At 71.5% G+C, this 21,435-nt stretch carries 18 protein-coding genes; 5 read left to right on the top strand and 13 right to left on the bottom strand.

The window, feature by feature from the left end; translation table 11 throughout:
• Window positions 1-262: 262 nt before the first annotated feature.
• From IF61_RS0129965 to IF61_RS0129950, 4 genes are all read right to left on the bottom strand, one after another.
• Complete coding sequence (locus IF61_RS0129965; protein WP_030369690.1) at window positions 263-1,222, bottom strand: NADP-dependent oxidoreductase; 960 nt, start codon at window positions 1,220-1,222, stop codon at window positions 263-265.
• Window positions 1,223-1,426: 204 nt separating this feature from the next.
• Window positions 1,427-2,872: an aldehyde dehydrogenase family protein gene (locus tag IF61_RS0129960; RefSeq protein ID WP_030369689.1), complete on the bottom strand. Its 1,446-nt coding sequence runs from the start codon at window positions 2,870-2,872 to the stop codon at window positions 1,427-1,429.
• A gap of 363 nt (window positions 2,873-3,235) precedes the next feature.
• Window positions 3,236-4,888, bottom strand: coding sequence for a PucR family transcriptional regulator (locus tag IF61_RS0129955; RefSeq protein WP_030369688.1), 1,653 nt, complete (start codon window positions 4,886-4,888; stop codon window positions 3,236-3,238).
• A 99-nt stretch (window positions 4,889-4,987) separates the two neighbouring features.
• The gene (locus tag IF61_RS0129950) at window positions 4,988-7,243 is read right to left on the bottom strand and encodes a hypothetical protein (RefSeq protein ID WP_030369687.1); all 2,256 of its coding nucleotides are present in this window, start codon (window positions 7,241-7,243) and stop codon (window positions 4,988-4,990) included.
• 281 nt (window positions 7,244-7,524) lie between these two features.
• On the opposite strand from IF61_RS0129950, the gene gabT reads away from it, so the two are divergent.
• A complete protein-coding gene (gene gabT, locus IF61_RS0129945; protein WP_030369686.1) occupies window positions 7,525-8,874 on the top strand; it encodes a 4-aminobutyrate--2-oxoglutarate transaminase in 1,350 nt (449 codons plus the stop codon).
• Window positions 8,875-8,972: 98 nt separating this feature from the next.
• The gene (locus tag IF61_RS37645) at window positions 8,973-10,022 is read left to right on the top strand and encodes a phosphatase PAP2 family protein (protein ID WP_078660613.1); all 1,050 of its coding nucleotides are present in this window, start codon (window positions 8,973-8,975) and stop codon (window positions 10,020-10,022) included.
• On the opposite strand, the gene IF61_RS0129940 is transcribed toward IF61_RS37645, so the two are convergent.
• The 6 genes from IF61_RS0129940 to IF61_RS36100 form a co-directional block, all read right to left on the bottom strand.
• Entirely contained in the window at window positions 9,949-10,410 is a 462-nt protein-coding gene (locus IF61_RS0129940) for a hypothetical protein (RefSeq protein ID WP_030369685.1), read from the bottom strand. The two genes, IF61_RS37645 and IF61_RS0129940, sit on opposite strands and share 74 nt — an antisense overlap.
• Before the next feature lie 326 nt (window positions 10,411-10,736).
• The gene (locus IF61_RS0129935) at window positions 10,737-12,149 is read right to left on the bottom strand and encodes an NAD(P)/FAD-dependent oxidoreductase (RefSeq protein ID WP_030369684.1); all 1,413 of its coding nucleotides are present in this window, start codon (window positions 12,147-12,149) and stop codon (window positions 10,737-10,739) included.
• A 4-nt stretch (window positions 12,150-12,153) separates the two neighbouring features.
• Window positions 12,154-12,984 carry an ABC transporter permease gene (locus IF61_RS0129930; RefSeq protein ID WP_052393242.1) on the bottom strand — a complete coding sequence of 277 codons (831 nt, stop codon included), beginning with the start codon at window positions 12,982-12,984 and terminating at the stop codon, window positions 12,154-12,156.
• Window positions 12,984-13,904 carry an ABC transporter permease gene (locus IF61_RS0129925; RefSeq protein ID WP_030369682.1) on the bottom strand — a complete coding sequence of 307 codons (921 nt, stop codon included), beginning with the start codon at window positions 13,902-13,904 and terminating at the stop codon, window positions 12,984-12,986. Before IF61_RS0129925 ends, IF61_RS0129930 begins: the two co-directional genes overlap by 1 nt.
• A complete protein-coding gene (locus IF61_RS0129920; RefSeq protein WP_030369681.1) occupies window positions 13,904-15,067 on the bottom strand; it encodes an ABC transporter ATP-binding protein in 1,164 nt (387 codons plus the stop codon). Before IF61_RS0129920 ends, IF61_RS0129925 begins: the two co-directional genes overlap by 1 nt.
• A 110-nt stretch (window positions 15,068-15,177) precedes the next feature.
• Window positions 15,178-15,495 carry a type 2 periplasmic-binding domain-containing protein gene (locus IF61_RS36100; protein ID WP_030369680.1) on the bottom strand — a complete coding sequence of 106 codons (318 nt, stop codon included), beginning with the start codon at window positions 15,493-15,495 and terminating at the stop codon, window positions 15,178-15,180.
• 455 nt (window positions 15,496-15,950) lie between these two features.
• On the opposite strand from IF61_RS36100, the gene IF61_RS34810 reads away from it, so the two are divergent.
• On the top strand, window positions 15,951-16,427 hold the full coding sequence (locus IF61_RS34810; protein WP_245684672.1) for a phospholipase: 477 nt from the start codon (window positions 15,951-15,953) through the stop codon (window positions 16,425-16,427).
• 132 nt (window positions 16,428-16,559) lie between these two features.
• Here the strand turns inward: IF61_RS34810 and IF61_RS0129905 are convergent, their stop codons facing one another.
• Both IF61_RS0129905 and IF61_RS0129900 read right to left on the bottom strand, forming a co-directional pair.
• On the bottom strand, window positions 16,560-18,083 hold the full coding sequence (locus tag IF61_RS0129905; protein ID WP_030369678.1) for a gamma-aminobutyraldehyde dehydrogenase: 1,524 nt from the start codon (window positions 18,081-18,083) through the stop codon (window positions 16,560-16,562).
• Window positions 18,084-18,231: 148 nt separating this feature from the next.
• Window positions 18,232-18,732, bottom strand: coding sequence for a DUF4190 domain-containing protein (locus IF61_RS0129900; RefSeq protein ID WP_030369677.1), 501 nt, complete (start codon window positions 18,730-18,732; stop codon window positions 18,232-18,234).
• A gap of 140 nt (window positions 18,733-18,872) precedes the next feature.
• On the opposite strand from IF61_RS0129900, the gene IF61_RS0129895 reads away from it, so the two are divergent.
• The gene (locus IF61_RS0129895) at window positions 18,873-19,493 is read left to right on the top strand and encodes a riboflavin biosynthesis intermediates N-glycosidase (RefSeq protein WP_043191409.1); all 621 of its coding nucleotides are present in this window, start codon (window positions 18,873-18,875) and stop codon (window positions 19,491-19,493) included.
• Here IF61_RS0129895 and IF61_RS32910 read toward each other — a convergent pair.
• Window positions 19,445-20,008: a DUF4190 domain-containing protein gene (locus IF61_RS32910; protein WP_052393238.1), complete on the bottom strand. Its 564-nt coding sequence runs from the start codon at window positions 20,006-20,008 to the stop codon at window positions 19,445-19,447. The genes IF61_RS0129895 and IF61_RS32910 overlap by 49 nt on opposite strands.
• 395 nt (window positions 20,009-20,403) lie before the next feature.
• On the opposite strand from IF61_RS32910, the gene IF61_RS0129885 reads away from it, so the two are divergent.
• Complete coding sequence (locus tag IF61_RS0129885; RefSeq protein ID WP_030369674.1) at window positions 20,404-21,426, top strand: adenosine deaminase; 1,023 nt, start codon at window positions 20,404-20,406, stop codon at window positions 21,424-21,426.
• Window positions 21,427-21,435 lie beyond the last annotated feature (9 nt).

The following is a 21,435-nucleotide window of genomic DNA, read 5'->3' as shown; positions in this document are numbered from 1 at the left end:
CGGCGGTACGGGGGAACCACGGGGGAACGCAGTGCGCTCCGTGCTCCGTCACGGGGCTGCGGGGCGCACTGTGCGGGTGCGGGACGACGGAGCGCCAGCATGAGGCGGCGGCACGGAGGCGCCCCATGCCGCGGCATGGGGCGGACCGGAGCCGGCATGGGGCCGCCCGGCGCGCCGTGCTGGCGATGAGGCCACGCCCCCTGCCGCATGAGGCCGCGAGGCTCGCCGCATGAGGCGGGCAACGCCAGCGGACATGCCACGGTCAGTCGCCGACAGTCAGCACGATCTTCCCGGAGGTGCGGCCCGTCTCCCCCAGCTCGTGCGCCTTGGCCGCCTCGGCGAGGGGCAGGACGGCGGCGATCTCCGTGCGGAGCCGCCCGGACTCGACGAGCTCGCTGATGCCCTGCAGGCCCGCGAGGTCGGGCTCGACCATCATGCGCACGGCGCGGATGCCGCGTTCGCGGGCCTCGGCCAGGACCGGCTCCTCCAGGGGGAGCAGCGAGACGAGGGTGCCGCCGGGGCGCAGGGTGCGCAGGGAACGGGCCGGGTAGTCACCGCTGATGGACTCCACGACGACGTCGAGGTTCTCCAGCTCCTCGGCGAAGTCCAGCTCGCGGTAGTCGATGAGTTCGTCGGCGCCGAGGCTGCGCAGGAAGTCGTGCTTGGCGGCGCTGGCCGTGCCGATGACGTACGCGCCCCGGGCCTTGGCGATCTGCACGGCCAGATGGCCGACGCCGCCCGCTGCCGCGTGGATGAGGACACGCCGGCCCTCGGCGACCCGGGCGGTGTCGACGACGGCCTGCCACGCGGTGAGGGCGGCGAGGGGCAGGGCTGCGGCCTGCACGTGGTCGAGGCCCTGGGGCTTGGGGGCGAAGTGCCGGGAGGGTGCGGCGACGTACTCGGCGTACGCGCCCGCCGGGTGCGGGAAGCGCGGCATGCCGTAGACCTCGTCACCCGGAGCGTAAAGGGTCACGCCGTCGCCGACCGCCTCGACCACACCCGAGACGTCGAAGCCGAGACCGAACGGCGGGACGTGGCCCGAGTAGTAGTAGCCGCGTGCCCGGGTCTTCCAGTCGACCGGGTTGACCCCTGCGGCCCGTACCCGCACCAGGATCTCGGTCGGGCCCGGCACGGGGCGGTCGGTCTCGACCAGTTGCAGCACCTCGGGGCCGCCTGCGGTCTCCTGGCGGATGGCGTGCATGCGGGCAGGGGTGGCGGTCATGATGGCGCTCCTTGCAGTCGTGCCGTTCGGTTCGGTGTCCCCAAGATTCACGGAGATCACGGACGGCAACGAGTGGCCTGACTGCCATGGTCCGCAAGGATCGGGCCAGGAGTGGGGAGCCGTGGCCGGGAACGCCGACGGCCGGGGCGCTCCATGCGCGTCCCGGCCGTCCGGTGAGGCTCTGCTGCGTGCAGGCGGGCTCTGTCAGAGCGCCAGGCCCGTCAGCACGAGCACCCGCTCGTAGGTGTAGTCGTCCATCGCGTAGCGCACGCCCTCGCGCCCCACGCCGGACTGCTTGGCGCCGCCGTAGGGCATTTGGTCGGCGCGGTACGACGGGACGTCGCCGATGATGACGCCGCCGGTCTCCAGCGCGCGGTGCGCCCGGAACGCGGTCTGCAGGTCGTGCGTGAAGACGCCGGCCTGCAGGCCGTACGGAGAGTCGTTGACCGCGGCGAAGGCGGCCTCCTCGCCCTCGGCCTTCGTGATCGTCAGGACCGGGCCGAAAACCTCCTCGCAGGCGATGGTCACGTCTGCCGGCACGTCCGCAAGCACGGTCGGGGCGTAGGTGGCACCGTCGCGCTTGCCGCCCGCGAGAAGAGTGGCACCGTTCTCCACAGCCTCGTTCACCCAGGACTCCACCCGCTTGGCGGCGTCCTCGCTGACCAGCGGGCCGACGTCCGTCGCGGCGTCCGACGGGTCACCGGTGACCTGGGCCTCGACGGCGGCGACGACCTTGGGCACGAGGCGCTCGTACAGCGAGGCGTCCGCGATGACCCGCTGCACCGAGATGCAGGACTGGCCGCCCTGGTAGTTGGAGAACGTCGCGATGCGCTGCGCGGCCCAGTCGAGGTCCTCCTCGGAGGACCAGTCGGCGAGGACGACCGCCGCACCGTTGCCGCCGAGTTCGAGGGTGACGTGCTTGCGCGGGGCCGAGTCGAGGATCGACCAGCCCACCGGGCCGGAGCCGGTGAAGGAGATGACCGGCAGCCGCTCGTCCTGGACGAGGGCGGGCATGCGGTCGTTCGGGACCGGCAGCACACTCCAGGAGCCCGCCGGCAGGTCCGTCTCGGCCAGGATCTCGCCCAGCACGAGGGAGGAGATCGGGGTCGCCGGGGCCGGCTTGAGGATGATCGGCGCACCGACGGCGATCGCCGGGGCGACCTTGTGGGCGCTCAGGTTCAGCGGGAAGTTGAACGGCGCGATGCCCAGCACGGTGCCGCGCGGGAAGCGGCGCGTGAGCGCCAGGCGGCCGGTGCCGCCCGCGTCGGTGTCCAGGCGCTGCGCGTCGCCGGCGTTGAAGCGGCGGGCCTCCTCGGCGGCCCAGCGGAAGACCGAAACGGCGCGGCCGACCTCGCCGCGGGCCCACTTGATGGGCTTGCCGTTCTCGGCGGAGATGAGCTGGGCTATCTCCTCGGCGCGCTCGGTGAGCCGCTTCGCGACGTGGTCGAGGGCGGCGGTCCGCACGTGGGCGGGCGTCGCCGCGAACTCCTCTCGTACGGCGTGCGCGGCGGCAACGGCCTCCTCGACCTGCGCCTCGGTGGGCACGCTCACGGTGCCGACGAGACGGCCGTCCCAGGAGTTCGTGACGTCGAAGGTCTCCTCGCCGGTGGCCTCGCGGCCGGCCAGCCAGAACGCGTGGGGAGCAGTCACAATCCCGGCCCTTCCCAAGTGGTGTGGATATTGCTCCCCCACCGTAGGTGCGGGGCGGCCGGGCGCCGATTGTCCGTGGTGGAGCAGTACTGCGGAAGGGGGCACCGCAATGGCGGGGTGGCGGGCGCGTCGGGGTCCCCCTCGCTCCTGTCCTGGGGCTGTCCTTGCCGGGCCGTCGGCTACCTGCTGCCAGCTGCCGGCTTTCCGCCCAGGGTCGGCGCCTGGGGCCTGAGGCGGTCCCACCTGCCGCCTGAGGCGCCGCCGGCCTCCGGGTCTGATCGTTGCCTGAGGCGGTCCCGCCCCCTTGAGACCGCCTCTGGTCTCCGAGGCTGGACGGCGCCGGTTCCCGGCCTCAGGCCGCCGTCACTCCTGGCCTGAGGCCGTCGCCTTCAAGGCCAGCCACAGCTCCATGCGGACGTCTGGGTCGTCAAGAGAACGGCCCAGGATCTCCTCCACCCTGCGCATGCGGTAGCGGAGGGTGTGACGGTGGACGCCGAGGTCCGCCGCGGCCGCGTCCCATTGGCCGTGGCGGGAGAGCCAGGCCCGCAGGGAGGCGACGAGGTCGCCGCGGCCCGTGGCGTCGTGTTCGTGCAGGGCCCGCAGCATGCCGTCCGCAAAGGCACGTACGGCGTCGTCCGCGAGGAGCGGCAGGACGGAGCCGGCGGCGACCTCCTCGTGTTCCACGAGGACCCTGCCGCGGCGGCGCGCGACGGAGAGGGCCTGCTCCGCCTGGCGGAAGGCCGCCGCCGAGGCGATGGGCCCCGCGGGGGCGGAGAGGCCGATGACGAGGTCGCAGGCGGGTGCCGCGGTGCTGCGGTCCCGCGGGCGGGTCTTCGTCCCGCGCCGGGTTTCTATGGCGCGGGCGTGCTCCCCGCATGCGGCCGCCACCGCCCCGCCGTCGGGCGCGAGAACGACGAGCCGCCCGCCGTCCGGGACGACCAGCAGCGGCTCGGCCACCCGGCCCGCCGCGGTCTCCAGGGTGTCCGCGAGGACCGCGAGCGGGTCCACCGGGGCTTCGGCCTCCTCCTCGGGTGCCGCAGCGTCGACGTCGGCGGGCGCCTCCGCCGCCTCGGCGACGATCACCCGGAACGGCGCGTCCAGAAGGCTGCCGTACAGATCGCCGGCCACGGCCCGCGCGTGATCGGGTTCGCCGGCGAGCAGCATGCGCAGCAGCGCCGCGCCCAGCCGCTGCTCCGCCTCCTGCAGGGCCCGTGAGCGCTCGGTGGTGAGGGTGAGCAGGGCGATGGCGGAATGCACGGCGTAGCGTTCGGCGGTGCCCAGGGGCGCGCCCGTCCCGACGGCGAGGACGCCGCGTGCGCGCCGCCCGGAGCCGAGGGACTGCAGTTCGACCCGGTCGGCTCCCTCCTCGGAAGGGTCCGTTCCCAGGACGGCGGTCGCGGGCGCGGGGCGCTCCCGCAGCCGCTCGACGTCCGCTCCGAGGCGCGCGGCACGGCGCACGGCCCAGTCGGGCGCCGCCGCGACAAGCCCGCCTGAGGCGTCGTACAGCGCCGCCCAGCCGTCGAGGTGTGCGGCCAGCCTGGCGACGAGGGCGGCCGGGCCGTCCGGCCCGAGGGCGGCCCGGGTCAGCTCGCGCTGGGCCTCGAAACCGGCGGTCACCGCCCGGTACTGGTCGGCCGCGATGGCTGCGGACACGGCCTTGGTGATGGCGATGAAGGGCGTGCGCCGCGGCACCTCCAGCAGCGGCAGGCCCTCCGCAGCGGCGGCGTCGACCAGGGCCCCGGGCACCGTCTCATAGTTGACACCGACCGCGAAGCCCAGGCCCACGACACCGGCGCGCACGAGGCGGCGGACGTACTGCTGCATGGCCTCCGGATCCTCCGCATTGATCTTCAATGCAGTGATCAGGAGCAGTTCGCCGCCGTCCATCCACGGCACCGGGTCGGCCAGCTCGCTGACGTGCGCCCAGCGGACCGGCCTGTCCAGCCTGTCTTCCCCCGCGAGCACGGTGAGTTTCAGCGCGGAGTGGTGGACGAGTGAAGCAAGCGTGGGGGGCATGGCACCTTCGGAGGGGGTGTCGCGACAAGAGTGCCGCCGCGTATGAACTGCTGCGACCGATTCTGCCTCAGTGGAGCAATCGCGGGGAACAGGACCGCTTCATCGCTGCAGATCGATCAGCACCGGAGGCGCGCTGCTCCCCCGTACGGAGGTCGCGGACAGCACGGCGTGCCCCGCGGGCACACCGTGCGCCAGCTCGGAGGCGGACCAGCGTTCCCGCTCCACCTTGCGCACCGTCACGGACTGGGCTGTGACCGCCCGCCCCGTGACCAGCCTGCGCACCACATGGGTGACGCGGGTCAGCGGCTCGTGGGCGATGACCTGACGGTCGGTGACGTCACGGGTTTCCACCCACTCCTTGCCCCACACCTCCGCGAAGCGCGCCCCGTCCCACGTGGTGACCCCGGAGAAGGCCATGCGGCAGCCGACAGCGCCCAACAGCGCACTGCGCAGGGACTCGGGTACGTCATCGAGCGTGCGGAGAGTGAGCAGCGCCCCGGCGTTCGCGGAACGGAGCCGCGCCAGGCCCCGTACCGCCTCGGGAGTGACGGCATGGGTGGCGTCGTCGAGCACGAGGCAGGCGAAGAGTGAGCGGTCTCCCCGGGCGACCGCGCACTCCGTGAACTGGGCGAGGATGAGCCGGGCCAGCATCCGCGACGCCTCGGCGTGCCCGCGTTCGGGCAGGTCGATCCGGACGCGCAGGGGGTGTTCCAGGGCGCGCAGGGAGAAGGTACGGGAGGGGTCGGTGGTGTCGAAGAAGCGGGCGAAGGCGGGGCGGTCGAGGAGTGCGAGGCGGTCGGCGAGCATGGGGCCGGCGTCGCCAGGGCGGTGCGCCTGCCGTTCCCGCGCGTCGATCTCCCGGACGAGGGCCTCATGCCCCGCGTCCACAAGGGCGGCGCGCAGGGCGCCGACCGCGGCGGGTGAGCCGTCCAGGAGCTCCCGCAGTTCGGGGACGGACGGGAAACGGCCGTGGGCGGCGCGGTAGGGGCCGAGGATCTGGGCCAGCACCGTTGCGGCCCGGCGCCCGCCCTCGCCCGGCAGTGCGGCGGTGAGGTCGCCCACGAGCCCTTCGGCGAGGACGGTGGCGGCCTCGTCGGGGTCGTCGGTGCCGCCGTACAGGTCGAGGTCGTACGCGGAGTCCTGCCGCCCGATCCGCACCACGACGTCGAACACCTCGTCGGGCGCCAGCCCCGCCCCCGCCGCGCCGACCGCGACGACGGCCGTCCGGCCGGCGAGGGCTTGCAGGCACTGCGACTCCAGCACGGGGCGGACCAGACGGTCGGTCTTGCCGCTGCCGGGCGGGCCGACGGCGAGCAGGGACGTGCCGAGCAGGCCGGGGTCGAGGGCGTATCCGGCGCCGCGGTGCACGTAGGGATTGCGTTCGTCGTCCACGGCGGCGCCGATACGCACCTGCCGGGTGACGAGGTCGTGGCGGGCAGCGCGGACGGGCAGGTCGCGCGCGCCGGAGGGGTGCGCGCAGGCGGCCGCCCCGTGCCGCAGAACGGTTTCGGTGAAGGCGGCGAGCCGCCCTGGCTGCACGCGTACGGACTGCCAGGCGCGCTCGATGCGGGAGTGGTCGACGTCGTTCATCAGCCCGGCGCGGGCCTCCGCGGCGAGCCGGTCGGCGGCCTCATGCGCGCCCGCGGCGCGAAGCTGCGGCCAGTCGGCGGGGTCCTGGCGGGGGCCGCCTCCCACGGCGGCGGGGATGACACCGCCGTCGTCCCACAGCCGCGCGAGCAGCGGGGCGGCGTACCGCCGCCAGACCTGGGGCCAGCGCCCCAGGCGGCCGAAGACGTAGATGAGCGCGCCGAGGCAGATGGCGTAGTAGATGTAGATGGTCCACACCGCTGCCATGCCCCGGTGCCAGGAGTCGGGTGTCAGGACGGTCAGGGGCCAGAGCCAGTACGTGCCGAGGTAGCCGTTCCAGAGCAGCGAACCCAGCAACCAGCCGCACAGGAGGGCGATGACCGCCCCGCTGAGGAGCTGACGCCCGGGGATGCGGTCCGGTTCCTCGGGCGGCTTGGGGCGGTAGCCGTACGCCCAGATGCCGGGCCCGGCGGAGACGCGTGACGCGCGGAGCCAGGTGAGGAACGGGGACCGGTCGGGCGAAGCCGCCCCAGGCGCCCTACCGGGTTGCTGGGGCACGGCACGGGGCCGGGGCGGGGCCTCCACAGGCATGGGAGGAGGTGCTCCGTGCGGCACGGGGGGTGCGGCATGAGGCATCGGTGGCGGCACCGGCACGCCCGTGTACTGCGGCGGCCGGGGCAGGGCGCCGGCCGCCTGGGCAGACGCCTCCGCCGCCCCAGGCGGGCCGCCTCGTGCCCCCGGTGCGTCGTACGTGCCCTCGTGCTCCATCGCTGCCCCTCGCCCCCCGCCGGCCGGCTTCATGCTTGTCGTGTGAGTGCGCGCCGCAGCTCAATCTAGTGGCCCGCCGTGGCGAGTTCAGCGCCCCGGGCCATGCCATCCTCGTGTTCAACCGGGAAGGTGCGGGCGGGCCTGACGCCCCCCGCCATGTCCGGTACGGACAACGCGACGCGCCCACTTCTCCCGAACGGAGCATGCCCGACCCCCGCCGCCGCCCCTAGCCTGCGACTAAAAGTCCGTCCGAAGCCCGTTCTCTCCCCCTGGAGCACCCCATGACTGAACTGACCGGAGGCCCGGCCCTCCCCCAGGAGCGCCGCATCGTCACCACGATCCCCGGCCCGAAGTCGCAGGAGCTGCTCGCCCGGAAGAACGCGGCTGTCGCGGGCGGCGTCGGCGTGACGCTGCCGGTGTTCACCAAGCGCGCCGGCGGCGGCGTGCTCGAGGACGTGGACGGCAACTGCCTGATCGACTTCGGCTCCGGCATCGCCGTGACCTCGGTCGGCAGCTCCGCCGAGGCCGTGGTGCGCCGTGCGACCGCCCAGCTCGCCGACTTCACCCACACCTGTTTCATGGTGACGCCCTACGAGGGCTACGTGGAGGTCTGCGAGCAGCTCGCCGAGCTGACGCCGGGTGACCACGCCAAGAAGTCCGCGCTGTTCAACTCGGGCGCCGAGGCCGTCGAGAACGCGGTGAAGATCGCCCGCGCGTACACCAAGCGCCAGGCCGTCGTCGTCTTCGACCACGGCTACCACGGCCGTACGAACCTGACGATGGCGCTCACCGCCAAGAACATGCCGTACAAGCACGGCTTCGGCCCGTTCGCCCCCGAGGTCTACCGCGTGCCGGTGGCCTACGGCTACCGCTGGCCCACCGGCCCGGAGAACTGCGCCGAGGAGGCCGCGGCCCAGGCCATCGACGCCATGACCAAGCAGGTCGGCGCCGACAACATCGCCGCGATCATCATCGAGCCGGTGCTGGGCGAGGGCGGCTTCATCGAGCCCGCCAAGGGCTTCCTGCCGCGCATCGCGCAGTTCGCGAAGGACAACGGCATCGTCTTCGTCGCGGACGAGATCCAGTCCGGCTTCTGCCGCACGGGGCAGTGGTTCGCGTGCGAGGACGAGGGCATCGTCCCCGACCTGATCACCACGGCCAAGGGCATCGCGGGCGGTCTTCCGCTCGCCGCCGTGACCGGCCGCGCGGAGATCATGGACGCGGCGCACGCGGGCGGCCTGGGCGGCACGTACGGCGGCAACCCGGTGGCCTGTGCGGCGGCGCTCGGCTCGATCGAGACCATGCGCGAGCTGGACCTCAACGCGAAGGCCAAGCGCATCGAGGAGGTCATGAAGGGCCGCCTCTCCGCCATGCAGGAGAAGTTCGACATCATCGGCGACATCCGCGGACGCGGCGCGATGATCGCGATCGAGCTGGTGAAGTCGGGCACCAAGGACGCCAACCCGGAGGCGGCCGGCGCCCTCGCCAAGGCCTGCCACGCGGAGGGCCTGATCGTCCTCACGTGCGGCACCTACGGCAACGTGCTGCGCTTCCTGCCGCCGCTGGTCATCGGCGAGGACCTGCTCAACGAGGGCCTGGACATCATCGAGGCCGCCTTCGCCCGCCTGTAGCCACGGCAGGGGACGAGGGTGAAGAACCTGTGCGGAGCGGGTGGTGGACGGGTGATCCGGCTGTCCGGACCGCCCGGCCTGCCGTACGGTTTCTGCAGATGAGAGAAACACCTCGTCCGCAGGGTACTGCGGGCGGAGCCGAGCCGGTACGTCCCCAGTGCCGACCCGGCCGTGCCTTCGCGCACACCACTGGAGCGCTGCGCTCCGGACATCCTCACCGATCGGATGGCCGCCCGCCCCATACCCCCCGGGGCGCGCGGCACCCCGGTCCTCACGGCGGCCTCGGAACCTCCCCCCCTGTTCCGGGGCCGCCGGCATGGCGCCGCCGCCTCATGCGCGGCATCTTCCCGGCGCTGTGCGCACTGCTTTTCGTTCTGATCACCTGGCAGGTTGCGGCCCGCGGGCCCTTGCGGGCGCTCGACGAGGACCTCGGCCGTACGGTCGCGGCTTCGTCCGCTCCGGGCGGCGCCGCACAGTTCCTCGCCGATCTCGGCAACACGTCGGTCGCGGTGCCCGTGCTGATCGCCGCCATGGTCGCTTCCTTGCTGCTGCGCCGCCGGCACCGGACCAGGCCGTGGCTGCCGTCTGTGTGGGCGGCTCTCGCGATGGCGGCCGTTCCGGCCGTGATCGTGCCGGTGAAGGCCTGGATAGGCCGCACGGGGCCACCGGCCATGGCGTCGTCCGGCGTTCACGACGGCTTCTTCCCTTCAGGCCATACGGCCACCGCCGCGGTCGCGTACGGGGCTGCCCTCCTGCTGCTCATGCCGCCCCTCGCCTCCGCATCACGGGCACGGCCTCATGCCGGCGTCTCTCCGCCGTCGCCTCATGCGGCGTGTGCCCGTACCGCGCCTCATGCCGGTTCTGCTCTCGGCAGCCCTCCGCCTCACGCGCGCCCCTCCCGCATGAAGCCCCGCAACCGCCACGCGCGCACGCGCGCGTGGGCAGCGGTTGCCTACGTCGTCCTGAACGCGGGCGTTGCGGCCGGCCTGGTGCGGTGCGGCTACCACTGGCCGCTCGACGTGGTGGGCGCCTGGTGCCTGTCCGGCGTACTGCTGTGGGGCCTGGCACAGGCCCTCATGCGTCCCGCTCACGGGCGAGGGTCACGGCCGCCTCATGCATCGACAGCTCCAGCAGCACGGGGTCGGTGAGCGTTCCCGTACCGTCGGGCGGAACCACCCACCGGACGCCTGAGGCGGCACGCGCCGGGTGAGGCACGACGATCCAACTGCCGGTGCCGGCAGCGCGCACCCCCGTGGCAATCCACCCGGCAGCGGTGCCCGGGGGCACGAAGAAGCCCATGCGGCAGTCGCCGAAGTCCGCCAGGACAGGGCCCACCCGCTCCGTGCAGCGCGAAAGGATCTCCAGCGTGGGGCGACCCAGTTCGCTGGAGAGGATGAGGACGTCCCAGAGCCTGCCGGCGGGCAGCAGCGTCACCCCGAGGGGGTTGCGCTCCCACTCCCACCGGCAGGTTCCCGGATCGGGTGCCGCCGTTGCCAGCCACTCCACCGCGCTCGGCCTCCCCGCGTCGTCACTCATGGCAGTGCCTCCATTCCATGTCCGCTCGTTCTGCGTTCACGGATGGAGAGGCCCCGGAGTGCGGATCATTACGCGGGTTTCCGGACCGGGCGGAGGTGAAGGGTTCACTGTCCGCAGGACGGCGTGCCCCGGTGCGCCTGAAAGTTGCGCATGGGGCGCCGGGCAGGACGCGCATGGGGCCGAAGCACGGCACGCATTACAGCACCACCCGTCGCCGCCACGCTGCCGCATGAGGCCGGGTGCGGGCCCGCCGCATGAGGCCGACATGCGGCCTGCGTACGAACCCGCTCCGTGCCCCGCCCGGCCGCCCTCAGCCCCGGCCTTCCTCAGCTGTCGAAACCCAGGCCGACCTTGTCCATCGCCTTGAGCCAGAGGTTGCGGCGGCCGCCGTTCTCGTCGGCCTTCGTCATCGACCACTGGGTGATGCCGATGCCCATGGAGCGCACCGGTTCGGGCGGGAACGGCAGCGGCTTGCTGCGCACCATCTCCAGCTCGGTGCGCTCCGTGCGCTCCCCCGAGAGCAGGTCGAGCATCACATCGGCGCCGAAGCGGGTGGCGCCGACGCCCAGTCCCGTGTAGCCGAGTGCATAGGCGACCTTGCCCCCGTGGGCCGTGCCGAAGAAGGCCGAGAAGCGTGAGCAGGTGTCGATGGCGCCGCCCCAGCTGTGGGTGAAGCGCACGTCCTCGAGCTGCGGGAAGCAGCGGAAGAAGTGCTCGGCGAGCTTCTGGTACGTGGCCGGGTGGTGGTCGTACTCCGACCGGACGCCACCGCCGTAGTGGTACACGATGTCGTAGCCGCCCCACAGGATGCGGTGGTCGGGCGTGATGCGGAAGTAGTGGAAGTGGTTGGCGGCGTCCCCGAGCCCCTGGCGGCCCTTCCACCCGACGGCCGCAAGCTGTTCTGCGTTCAGCGGCTCCGTCATCAGGGCGTAGTCGTAGACGGGTGCGATGTAGGGGCGGACGCGCTTGACCAGTGAGGGGAAGGCGTTGGTGCCCAGGGCGGCGTGGCGGGCGAAGACGCGCCCGTACGGGGTGCGTACGGCGAGGCCGGCGGCGCGGGAGGACAGCTCGGTGCCGGGCGTGTGCTCGTAGATGCGTACCCCTAGCTCCGTGCAGGCGCGCTTGAGGCCCCATGCGAGCCGGGCGGGGTGCAGCATCGCGACCCCGTCACGGTCCCAGAGTCCGGCCAGGAAGGTCGGGGAGTGGACCTCGGCACGCAGGGCGTCCCGGTCGAGGTACTCGTAGCCCGTGAGGCCGAGGGCCTCGAGTTCCTCGGCGGCCTCCTGGATCTCGTGCACCTGGTGCGGGGCGGTGGCGATGTCGATCTCACCGGTGCGTTCGAAGTCGCAGTCGATGCCGTAACGAGCGAGGGTGGCCTCGATGCCGTCGAGGTTCTTGAGACCGAGTTCGTGGAGGGTGGCGAGCTCGCCAGGCCAGCGTGAGGCGCCATTGGCCCAGCCGTGGGTGAGGGAGGCGGAGCAGAAGCCGCCGTTGCGGCCTGAGGCCGCCCAGCCGGTTTCATGGGCCTCGATGAGGACGACGTCCCGGCCGGGATCGCGCTCCTTGGCGAGGAGCGCGGTCCACAGTCCGGAATATCCGCCGCCGACGACGAGCAGGTCGCAGTGCTCGTCGCCGACGAGCGCGGGGAGCGCCTCCGGCCGGGAGGGGTCGTCGAGCCAGTAGGGCCGGTGAGCGGCGTCAGAGAGTGCTTGGACAGGGTTCATGGCACGAGCGGCCATGCTCTCAGCTCCTTTTGCGGCGCCCGCCGATCAGCTGACCAGCAAGGACGCACAGTACGGCGATGGCGAACATCGCCGTTCCGATGACATTGATTTGAACGGGTGTGCCCCGTTGCGCGGATCCCCAGACGAACATGGGGAAGGTCACAGTCGAGCCGGCGTTGAAGTTGGTGATGATGAAGTCGTCGAAGGACAGGGCGAAGGAGAGCAGGGCGCCCGCCACGATGCCCGGGGCGGCGATCGGGAGGGTGACCCGCAGGAAGGTCTGCAGCGGGGTGGCGTAGAGGTCCTGGGCGGCTTGTTCGAGCCGGGGGTCCATGGACATCACCCGGGCCTTGACGGCCGTCACCACGAAGCTCAGGCAGAAGGTGATGTGGGCGATCAGGATCGTCCAGAAGCCGAAGGTGACGCCCATGTTGAGGAAGAGGGTGGCCAGCGAGGCGGCCATGACGACCTCGGGCATGGCCATCGGCAGGAAGATCAGGGTGCTGACGGAGGACCGGGCGCGGAAGCGGTAGCGGGCGAGCGCGAAGGCGAGCGCCGTGCCCAGGACGGTGGCGCCCACGGTCGCCCAGACGGCGATCTGCAGGCTGAGCGAGAGGGAGCCGCACAGGTCGGCGACGCCGCACGGGTCGGTCCAGGCGTCGGTGGAGAAGCGCTGCCACTCGTAGTTGAAGCGGCCGTTGGGCTTGTTGAACGAGAAGACGGTGACGACGACGTTGGGCAGCACGAGGTAGGCCAGTGTGGCCAGCCCCGCGATCACGACGAGGTTGCGGCGGAGCCACCGCACGGGGCGGCTGGAGAGAACGGCCTGGCGGGCGGGCGTAGCTGTCATCAGACCAGGTCCTCCGTCCCGGACTTGCGGATGTAGACGGTGACCATGGCGAGGATGGCGGCCATGAGGATGAAGGACAGGGCGGCGGCGGTCGGGTAGTCCAGGACGCGCAGGAACTGGGACTGGATGACGTTGCCGATCATCTTCTGATCGGTGGAGCCGAGCAGCTCGGCGTTGATGTAGTCGCCCGTGGCGGGGATGAAGGTGAGCAGCGTGCCGGCGACGACGCCGGGCATGGAGAGCGGGAAGGTCACCTTGCGGAAGGTCGTCAGGGGCCGCGCGTAGAGGTCGCCGGCCGCCTCGTGCAGCCTTACGTCGATGCGCTCCAGCGAGGTGTACAGCGGCAGGATCATGAAGGGCAGGAAGTTGTAGGTCAGGCCGCAGACGACGGCGAGGGGTGTGGCGAGTACGCGGTGCCCTTCTGTGACGCCGAACGCGTTGGTGACGTCGAGGACGTGCAGGCTCGCGAGCGCGGAGACGACGGGGCCGCCGTCGGAGAGGATCGTCTTCCAGGCGAGGGTGCGGATCAGGAAGCTGGTGAAGAACGGCGCGATGACGAGGATCATCAGGACGTTGCGCCAGCGGCCGGCCTTGAAGGCGATGAGGTAGGCCAGCGGGTAGCCGAGGGCGAGGCAGAGCGCGGTGGCGGTCGCGGCGTAGGCCACGGAGCGCAAGAACTGGGGGTAGTACTCGGTCAGTGCGTCCCAGTACGTGGCGAAGTGCCAGGTGACCTGGAAGCCCTCTTCGAGGGAGCCGGTCTGTACGGAGGTGGACGCCTGGTAGACGAGCGGGGCGGCGAAGAAGACGAGCAGCCAGAGGATGCCGGGGAGCAGGAGCCAGTACGGGGTGGGCTTTCCGCCTCGTGCGGCCGTGCGGGCGGTCGCACGGGGCGCGGGGGGCTTGTCACTGACGAGTGCCATCAGGTGCCCTCCCCCGCGTCCGTGCCGGCCTCGATGCTCTGCGCGGCGTCCAGCCCGAAGCTGTGTCCGGGGTTCCAGTGCAGGACGACGTCGGCGCCCGGCATGAGGCGGCTGTCACGCTCGATGTTCTGCTCGTAGACGGAGAGCCCCGTGGCCACCGGGCTGTCGACGAGGTACTGGGTGGAGACGCCGATGAAGCTGGAGCCGGTGATGCGGCCGTGGACGCGGTTGCGCCCCTCGGGGATGGTGCCGGCGTCGTCGGCGTGCGTGAGGGTGATCTTCTCCGGCCGTATCCCGACGAGGAGCTTCCCGCCCGCACGGGGGGCGGTGGTACATCGCACACGGGGCAGGGCGAGTTTGGTATCCGAGGCGCGCAGGACGAGGGTCTCGCCGGAGGTGTCGAGGACCTCGGCGGTGATGAGGTTCGAGGTGCCGAGGAAGTTGGCGACGAAGGTGGTGCGGGGGGTCTCGTAGAGGTCGGCGGGGGCGCCGAGCTGTTCGACCCGGCCGGCGTTCATGACCGCGACCGTGTCGGCCATCGTCATGGCCTCCTCCTGGTCGTGGGTGACGTGGATGAAGGTGATGCCGACCTCGGTCTGGATGCGCTTGAGCTCGAGCTGCATCTGGCGGCGCAGCTTGAGGTCGAGGGCGCCGAGGGGCTCGTCAAGGAGGAGCACCTGGGGGTGGTTGATCAGGGCGCGGGCGACGGCGACGCGCTGCTGCTGGCCGCCGGAGAGCTGGTGGGGCTTGCGGCGGGCGTAGTCGCCGAGCTGGACGAGGTCGAGCATGTCGCCGACCTGCTTCTTGACGGACTTAATGCCGCGGCGGCGCAGGCCGAAGGCGACGTTCTCGTAGATGTCGAGGTGCGGGAAGAGCGCGTAGCTCTGGAAGACGGTGTTGACGGGGCGCTTGTGCGGAGGGAGGGCGGTGACGTCCTTGCCGGCGAGTTCCACGGTGCCGGTGGTGGGCTGCTCCAGGCCGGCGATCATGCGCAGAGTGGTGGTCTTGCCGCAGCCCGAGGCACCGAGCAGGGCGAAGAAGGAGCCGGCGGGGACGGACAGCTCGAGCGGGTGGACGGCGGTGAAGGCGCCGTAGCTCTTGCTGATGGCGGTGAGGCGGACGTCCGTGCCGCTGCTGCTGTCGGTCGGGGCGGTTGCTGTCATGGTTCTTCGGTCCAGGGGTCTCGAGGGCGTGAGCGCGTACGGCACGTACAGCCGCGTACGTTCTCATATGTCCGGGGCCGGGCGCCGCGCCGGTGGCCCATTGCGGCGGTTCAGGCGCCGGCGAGCTCGGAGAATGCGGCCTCGAACGCCTCGTCCTCGGCGGTGGTCAGGGAGCGGAAGACGCGGGCCTTCGCCGTCATCGCCTCAGTGGGGATGGTCGGGCTGTTGCCGGCCGGCTCCTTGTCGGTCTTCGCGAGCTCGTCCCGCAGCCCGGCTACGGGGCTGGCGTAGCTGATGGCGGCGGCGAGCCGTGCGGCGGGCTTCGGCTGGTAGCAGTAGTCGATGAGGCGCTCGGCGTTCCTCTGGTGGCGGGCGTTGCGGGGGACCAGAAGATTGTCGCTGGAAAACGTGCAGCCCGCGTCCGGCATCGCGTACTAGGTGCCGGTGTTGCCGGCCTGGAGCTGGACGAGGTCCCCGGCCCCAGGCGGTGCGGGCGGCGATGTAGCCCTTGAGGTCACTCGTGTAGTCGTTACCGGTGAAGCGGCGGATCCGGCCGCGGTCACGGCCCCGCCGAAGGCGAGCGCACCCGCTCCGCCCCCGCGCAGCAGGGCCCGGCGGTTCACCACGGTGGGTGGCTGGTAGCGCTCCATGCGAAGTGCCCTTTCCGTAGCTGCGACGGACTTTGAGCGAGGATCTTGGCAGATTAGGCGGGCACTGAACAAGGGATCCCATTGTTTCCCTTTGATTACGCAACAGTTCCGCGGTTCACATTGATCACGGGATCACGGCCCTGCCAATCCGGTGGCTCCGCATGTATCCGCACATGGGGAAGTGAGCGGGCAGCGCAAATACCGCTCGCGACGCAGAATAGGAATTCGTTGGGTTGCAGAAGAACGGTGACGACCGTCACGACGCTCGGCGCCGCCCTGCTCATGGGGGCCGTGACCGAACCGGCCCTCGCCGAACCGTCACTGAAACCTCCGCTCCAGGAATATACCGACAAGCTGCTTTCGCCATCTTCGATGGAGAGGTTCCAGTCCGTACGCAATACGGACTGGAACCTCTACGCAATGACGCCGGCCGCACCGAGAAGCTCGACTGGCCGTCGGACGGCTGCTCCTGGGCCCCGGACCGGCCCATGGGCTTCGACTTCCTGCCGTCGTGCCGGCGCCATGACTTCGGCTACCGGAACCGCAAGAAGCAGGGCCGTTTCGACCACGACACGCGTCGGGCCATCGACAACAATTTCAGGGCGAACTTACACACCTATTGCCGGACCGCGACGAAAAGGGGGACCGACGGCTGCGAGCAGTGGGCCGGGGTCTATTACGGGAAAGTCCGCGAGCACGGCGATCCCTGAGAACGACCTGCATTCGTCCGGAAGCTGGAATCCGGGCTCCGCCCTCCGGGCCCGGGCAGGCCGACCGGAATCCGGCCGATCGAGGCTCGGCTGCCGGGAGGAATCCCGTCGACCGGCGCAAGGAGCGGGACATCAGCCCAGTGAGAACACGGTTCGATGCCATGGCTTTCGGGCGACGGCGGTGTTGTCGGACATGACGTGTTTGATCTGGGTGTACTCCTCGAATGAATAGGCGGACATGTCCTTTCCGTAGCCCGACGCCCGGTACCCGCCGTGGGGCATCTCGCTGACGATCGGGATGTGGTCGTTGACCCATACGCAGCCCGCCTTGATCTCTCTGGTGGCGCGCCCCGTGCGGTAGACGTCGCGGCTCCATGCGGACGCTGCCAGCCCGTACGGCGTGTCGTTGGCGAGCGCGATGCCCTCGTCGTCGCTGTCGAAGGGCAGCACGACGAGCACGGGGCCGAACACCTCGTCCTGCACGATCTCGCTGCCCTGGTGAGCCCCCGTGATGAGCGTGGGGAGGTAGTACGCGCCCTTGGCCAGTTCCCCCGCGGGCGCCGCACCGCCGGTGACGACAGCGGCGTACTTGCGCGCCCGCTCGACGAATCCCGCGACGCGGTCGCGTTGGGCGTGCGAGACGAGCGGGCCGAGGTCCGTGGCGGGGTCGAAGGGATCGCCGAGGCGGACGGACGCCATCAGGTCGGCGACCCCGGAGACGAATGCTTCGAACAGGGGGCGCTGGACGTAGGCGCGGGTGGCCGCGGTGCAGTCCTGGCCGCTGTTGATGAGGGATCCGGCGACCGCACCGTGCACCGCGGCTTCGAGGTTTGCGTCGTCGAAGACGACAAACGGGGCCTTGCCTCCGAGTTCGAGGTGGAGCCGTTTGACCGTCCTGGTCGCGATCTCGGCGACCCGCCGGCCGACCGCCGTGGAGCCGGTGAACGACGTCATGGCGACTGCTGGATGGCCCACGAGGCGCTCCCCTGCGTCCGCACCGGCTCCGCTGACGACGTTCACGACCCCGTCGGGGATACCGGCCTCGGTGGCCGCCTCGGCGAACATCAACGATGTCAGGGGCGTCAGCTCGGCGGGCTTGAGCACGATGGTGTTGCCCGCGGCGACGGCAGGGAGGACCTTCCAGGCGGCCATCTGCAGGGGGTAGTTCCACGGTGCGACGGAGCCCACGACGCCGATGGGCTCGCGGCGCACGTAGGAGGTGTGGTCACTGCTGTACTCGCCGGCGGAACGGCCCTCCAAGTGGCGCGCCGCGCCCGCGAAGAAGGCGGTGTTGTCCACCGTCCCCGGCACGTCGAACTCGGTGGTGAGGCGGATCGGCTTGCCGCACTGCGCGGACTCCGCACGGGCGAACTCCGCCGCCCGGCCGGCGATAGCGTCCGCGAAGCGGTGCAGTGCGTCGGAGCGCTCCCCGGGCGTCGCCCCGCCCCATGCGGGAAAGGCGGCTTCGGCAGCCGCGACGGCGGCGTCCACGTCCTGCCGGCCGGCCAGCTCGTACCGGAGTACCTCTTCGCCCGTGGCGGGGTCCACGACCGCGTGCGTACGGCCCGAGGTGCCCGGGCGCAGCCGCCCCCCGATGTACTGCGCACCGCCGGCAAACCGCCCCGCCGCATCGAACCGCCGCTCCGTCGCACCCATCGCACACTCCTCCGCCGGCTGCGTCCCTGCGCGCTGCACAGCACAGGGGCGTCGGGGCCGATCCTGACAGAGGAGACGGCAACCAACAAGGGATTCCGTCGCAGTTACGAGTTCCTGCGACGGAATCGGTGCAGGGTGTGGGATCCGGCTACAGTCCGGCGCCGAGGCCGAGCAGGCTCGCGAAGAAGGCGAACCACAGCACGGGGAGCACCAGGGCCACGATGCCGAGGACGATGCCGGTGGTCGCGGCGCTCCGGTTGGTCGCCTCGCCCTTCGTGACCTTGGAGCGGCCGACGGCGCCGAAGATGATGCCGAGGATGCCCAGGATCAACCCGAAGAACCAGAGGAAGACCAGGAGGCTGCACACCGCGCCGATGATGCCGCAGACGAGGCCGGCCGTGCCCATGCCGTTGCTGGGCTGCATGGGGCCCGCGTAGCCGCCTGCGGGGTAGCCCTGGACGGGCGGTGCGGAGGGGTAGCTGCTTGGCGCCGGGTAGGCGCTCGGCGCCTGTGCGGGATAGCCGCTCTGACCGGGGTAGCCGCCCTGCGCCGGCTGCACCGCCTGGTTCGGGTAACCGTAGCCGGGCTGCTGGGGCGGCACCGGGGGCTGCTGGGGCGCCCCATAGGGATTCTGGTTGTAGTCAGACATGAAGAAATGTCCCCTCCGTTGAACTGCGTCCGGCAATGCTATGGGGAACGGTCGGGCACGGTCAGCCGAGTTCAGGTGCCCGCGGAGGTTGCAGAATGGCAGGCATGAAGATCAACGGGGACCAGCAGGAATACGAGCGCATGGAGCGGCATACGGGGCGGTACCAGAGGCGACAGGCGGACGGTCCGCGCTCGGTGGCGGAGCTGGTGGCCGCTGTCGCCCGTGGGGAGCGCTTCAAGTACGTCTCTTTCTGGGGGCATCAGCCGCAGCGTGACGGGCGCATAGGCGCGAGCTGCTTCAGCCAGTGGTGGCCTTCGCCGTTCACGGTGGACGGCACCGTCTACGCGACCGCCGAACACTGGATGATGGCCGGCAAGGCACGGCTCTTCGGTGACGCGGAGGCGGAAGCCGAAGCGATTGCGGCCTCGCACCCGAAGCAGGCGAAGGACGCGGGTCGCATGGTGCGCGGGTTCGACGAGGAGACGTGGCGGCGCCACCGCTTCGGGCTGGTGGTGGAGGGCAGCTTCCACAAGTTCACGCAGGACGCCACGCTGAGCTCCTACCTGCTGGGCACCGGGCACCGGGTGCTGGTGGAGGCCAGTCCGCTCGACCGGGTCTGGGGCATCGGGCTCGCCGCGGACGACGAGCGGGCCGGGGACCCGGCCCGCTGGCAGGGCGATAACCTCCTGGGCTTCGCACTGATGGAGGCGCGTCAGCGGCTGGGCGAGCGGTCCACGATCAGCACCGGCGCCGACAGGTAGGCGCCGTAGGTCGCCCCGGGGTCGTCGTCGGGCGCCGGACCGTCGTTGTCGTCAACGTCGACGTTGATGTACACGATGACCATCAGGGCGGTAGCGACGAGCCCCACGCCCCCGAGAATGAGGCCGGCGAGCGCCTGTCCGGGGTTCGTGGCCTCTCCCTTGCGCGCCTTGACGCGCCCCACGGCGCCGAAAACGATCGCCAGGACGCCGAGCACCACCCCCAGGACGACCGTGGGGGCGAGCACGGTGCCGACGATGCCGAGCACAAGGGCCGCCAGCCCCATGCCGTTGCTGGGCGCGGGTGGAACGTAGAACGGTGCGGCCGGATAGCCGTACGAGCCCGGCTGATACGCACCGGGGCCGTAGGGGCCCTGGCCGTACGGCGGCGCCTGCATGCCGTAGAGGCCAGGTCCCGGGGCTGCAGAAGGGCGGCCGGGCAGTCCGTAGAGGGTCTGGTCGTACGGGTTGCCCTGGTACGCGCTGGGGGTGCCGGGACCGGTCGGTGCGAGGGGCACGGGCGGGACGGTGTCCGGGGCCGGAGCGGGGGGCGGCAGCGGGGCCGCATGAGGCTCCGCCGGGGCCGCATGAGGCGGGGCGACGGCATAAGGCGCGGGCATTGCATGGGGCCGCAGTGATCCGGCGGCATGAGGCACCTGGGCGTCACCGGCATACTGCCCGGATACCGGCTGTGCACCAGGCTTGTCGAGGGATATCCGCCGCTGCGGCGGAGCCCAGGGATCGGAGTCCCGCGGCTCCGGCTGCTCGTCGGCCCCGGTGGCCTTGTCGGACATAGCCCTCCCCAGTCGATACTCCGTCATGCTAAGGCCTGAGCACAACGGTCGCGCACGTCCCGCATACGATGAACGGCACCCGTCGACCGGCTCCAGCCGACCGCGCCATGGAGGCACGCATGTCCGTACTCGACTCGTTCATCGCCGGGCTCCCGAAAGCGGAGCTCCATGTGCACCACGTCGGGTCGGCGTCCCCTCGCATCGTCTCCGAACTGGCCGCCCGCCACCCGGACTCGCCCGTGCCGACCGACCCCGAGGCGCTGGCCGACTTCTTCACCTTCCGCGACTTCGCGCACTTCGTCGAGGTCTACCTCTCGGTGGTCGACCTGATCCGCGACGCGGAGGACGTGCGACTGCTGACGTATGAGGTCGCGCGCGACATGGCGCGGCAGAACATCCGCTACGCCGAACTGACCGTCACCCCCTACAGCTCCACCCGGCGCGGCATTCCCGACGCGGCCTTCGTGGAGGCCATTGAGGACGCCCGCAAGGCGGCCGAGACGGAGCTGGGCGTCGTGCTGCGCTGGTGCTTCGACATCCCGGGCGAGGCGGGGCTGGAGGCCGCGGAGGAGACCGCGCGGATCGCTTGTGAGCTTAAGCCCGAGGGGCTCGTCTCCTTCGGGCTGGGCGGGCCGGAGATCGGGGTGCCCAGGCCGCAGTTCAAGCCGTTCTTCGACCGGGCCATCGCCGCGGGGCTGCACAGCGTGCCCCATGCCGGTGAGACGACGGGCCCGCAGACCATCTGGGACGCCCTGGTCGACCTGCGCGCCGAGCGCATCGGTCACGGCACCAGCGCCCCGCAGGACCCGGATCTGCTGGCCCACCTGGCCGAGCACCGCATCCCGCTGGAGGTCTGCCCGACGTCCAACCTCGCCACCCGCGCCGTGACCGACCTGGATCAGCACCCCATCAAGGAGATGGTGGCCGCCGGCGTCCTGGTGACGGTCAACAGCGACGACCCGCCCATGTTCGGCACCGACCTCAACCGCGAGTACGGGGTCGCCGCCCGCCTCCTTGAGCTCGACGCGGCAGGCGTCGCCGATCTTGCCAAGAACGCCGTGGAGGCCTCGTTCATGGACGCAGCGGGCAAGGCCGCACTCCGGGCCGAGATCGACGCGTACACCGCCGCCTGGCGGGGCTGACGGCCGCAG

Source organism: Streptomyces roseoverticillatus (genome assembly GCF_000719265.1).
Taxonomy (GTDB): domain Bacteria; phylum Actinomycetota; class Actinomycetes; order Streptomycetales; family Streptomycetaceae; genus Streptomyces; species Streptomyces roseoverticillatus.
This window is presented reverse-complemented; position numbering and strand designations above follow the sequence as displayed.

Bases quoted from the DNA above. Each gene is read 5' to 3' on its own strand.
- IF61_RS0129900 (WP_030369677.1), bottom strand. From the start codon at position 18,732: ATGTCTGACTACAACCAGAATCCCTATGGGGCGCCCCAGCAGCCCCCG.
- IF61_RS0129935 (WP_030369684.1), bottom strand. From the start codon at position 12,149: ATGGCCGCTCGTGCCATGAACCCTGTCCAAGCACTCTCTGACGCCGCT.
- IF61_RS0129895 (WP_043191409.1), top strand. From the start codon at position 18,873: ATGGAGCGGCATACGGGGCGGTACCAGAGGCGACAGGCGGACGGTCCG.
- IF61_RS0129920 (WP_030369681.1), bottom strand. From the start codon at position 15,067: ATGACAGCAACCGCCCCGACCGACAGCAGCAGCGGCACGGACGTCCGC.
- gabT (WP_030369686.1), top strand. From the start codon at position 7,525: ATGACTGAACTGACCGGAGGCCCGGCCCTCCCCCAGGAGCGCCGCATC.
- IF61_RS36100 (WP_030369680.1), bottom strand. From the start codon at position 15,495: ATGCCGGACGCGGGCTGCACGTTTTCCAGCGACAATCTTCTGGTCCCC.
- IF61_RS0129940 (WP_030369685.1), bottom strand. From the start codon at position 10,410: ATGAGTGACGACGCGGGGAGGCCGAGCGCGGTGGAGTGGCTGGCAACG.
- IF61_RS0129930 (WP_052393242.1), bottom strand. From the start codon at position 12,984: ATGACAGCTACGCCCGCCCGCCAGGCCGTTCTCTCCAGCCGCCCCGTG.
- IF61_RS0129885 (WP_030369674.1), top strand. From the start codon at position 20,404: ATGTCCGTACTCGACTCGTTCATCGCCGGGCTCCCGAAAGCGGAGCTC.
- IF61_RS0129955 (WP_030369688.1), bottom strand. From the start codon at position 4,888: ATGCCCCCCACGCTTGCTTCACTCGTCCACCACTCCGCGCTGAAACTC.
- IF61_RS0129905 (WP_030369678.1), bottom strand. From the start codon at position 18,083: ATGGGTGCGACGGAGCGGCGGTTCGATGCGGCGGGGCGGTTTGCCGGC.
- IF61_RS0129925 (WP_030369682.1), bottom strand. From the start codon at position 13,904: ATGGCACTCGTCAGTGACAAGCCCCCCGCGCCCCGTGCGACCGCCCGC.
- IF61_RS37645 (WP_078660613.1), top strand. From the start codon at position 8,973: ATGAGAGAAACACCTCGTCCGCAGGGTACTGCGGGCGGAGCCGAGCCG.
- IF61_RS0129950 (WP_030369687.1), bottom strand. From the start codon at position 7,243: ATGGAGCACGAGGGCACGTACGACGCACCGGGGGCACGAGGCGGCCCG.
- IF61_RS0129965 (WP_030369690.1), bottom strand. From the start codon at position 1,222: ATGACCGCCACCCCTGCCCGCATGCACGCCATCCGCCAGGAGACCGCA.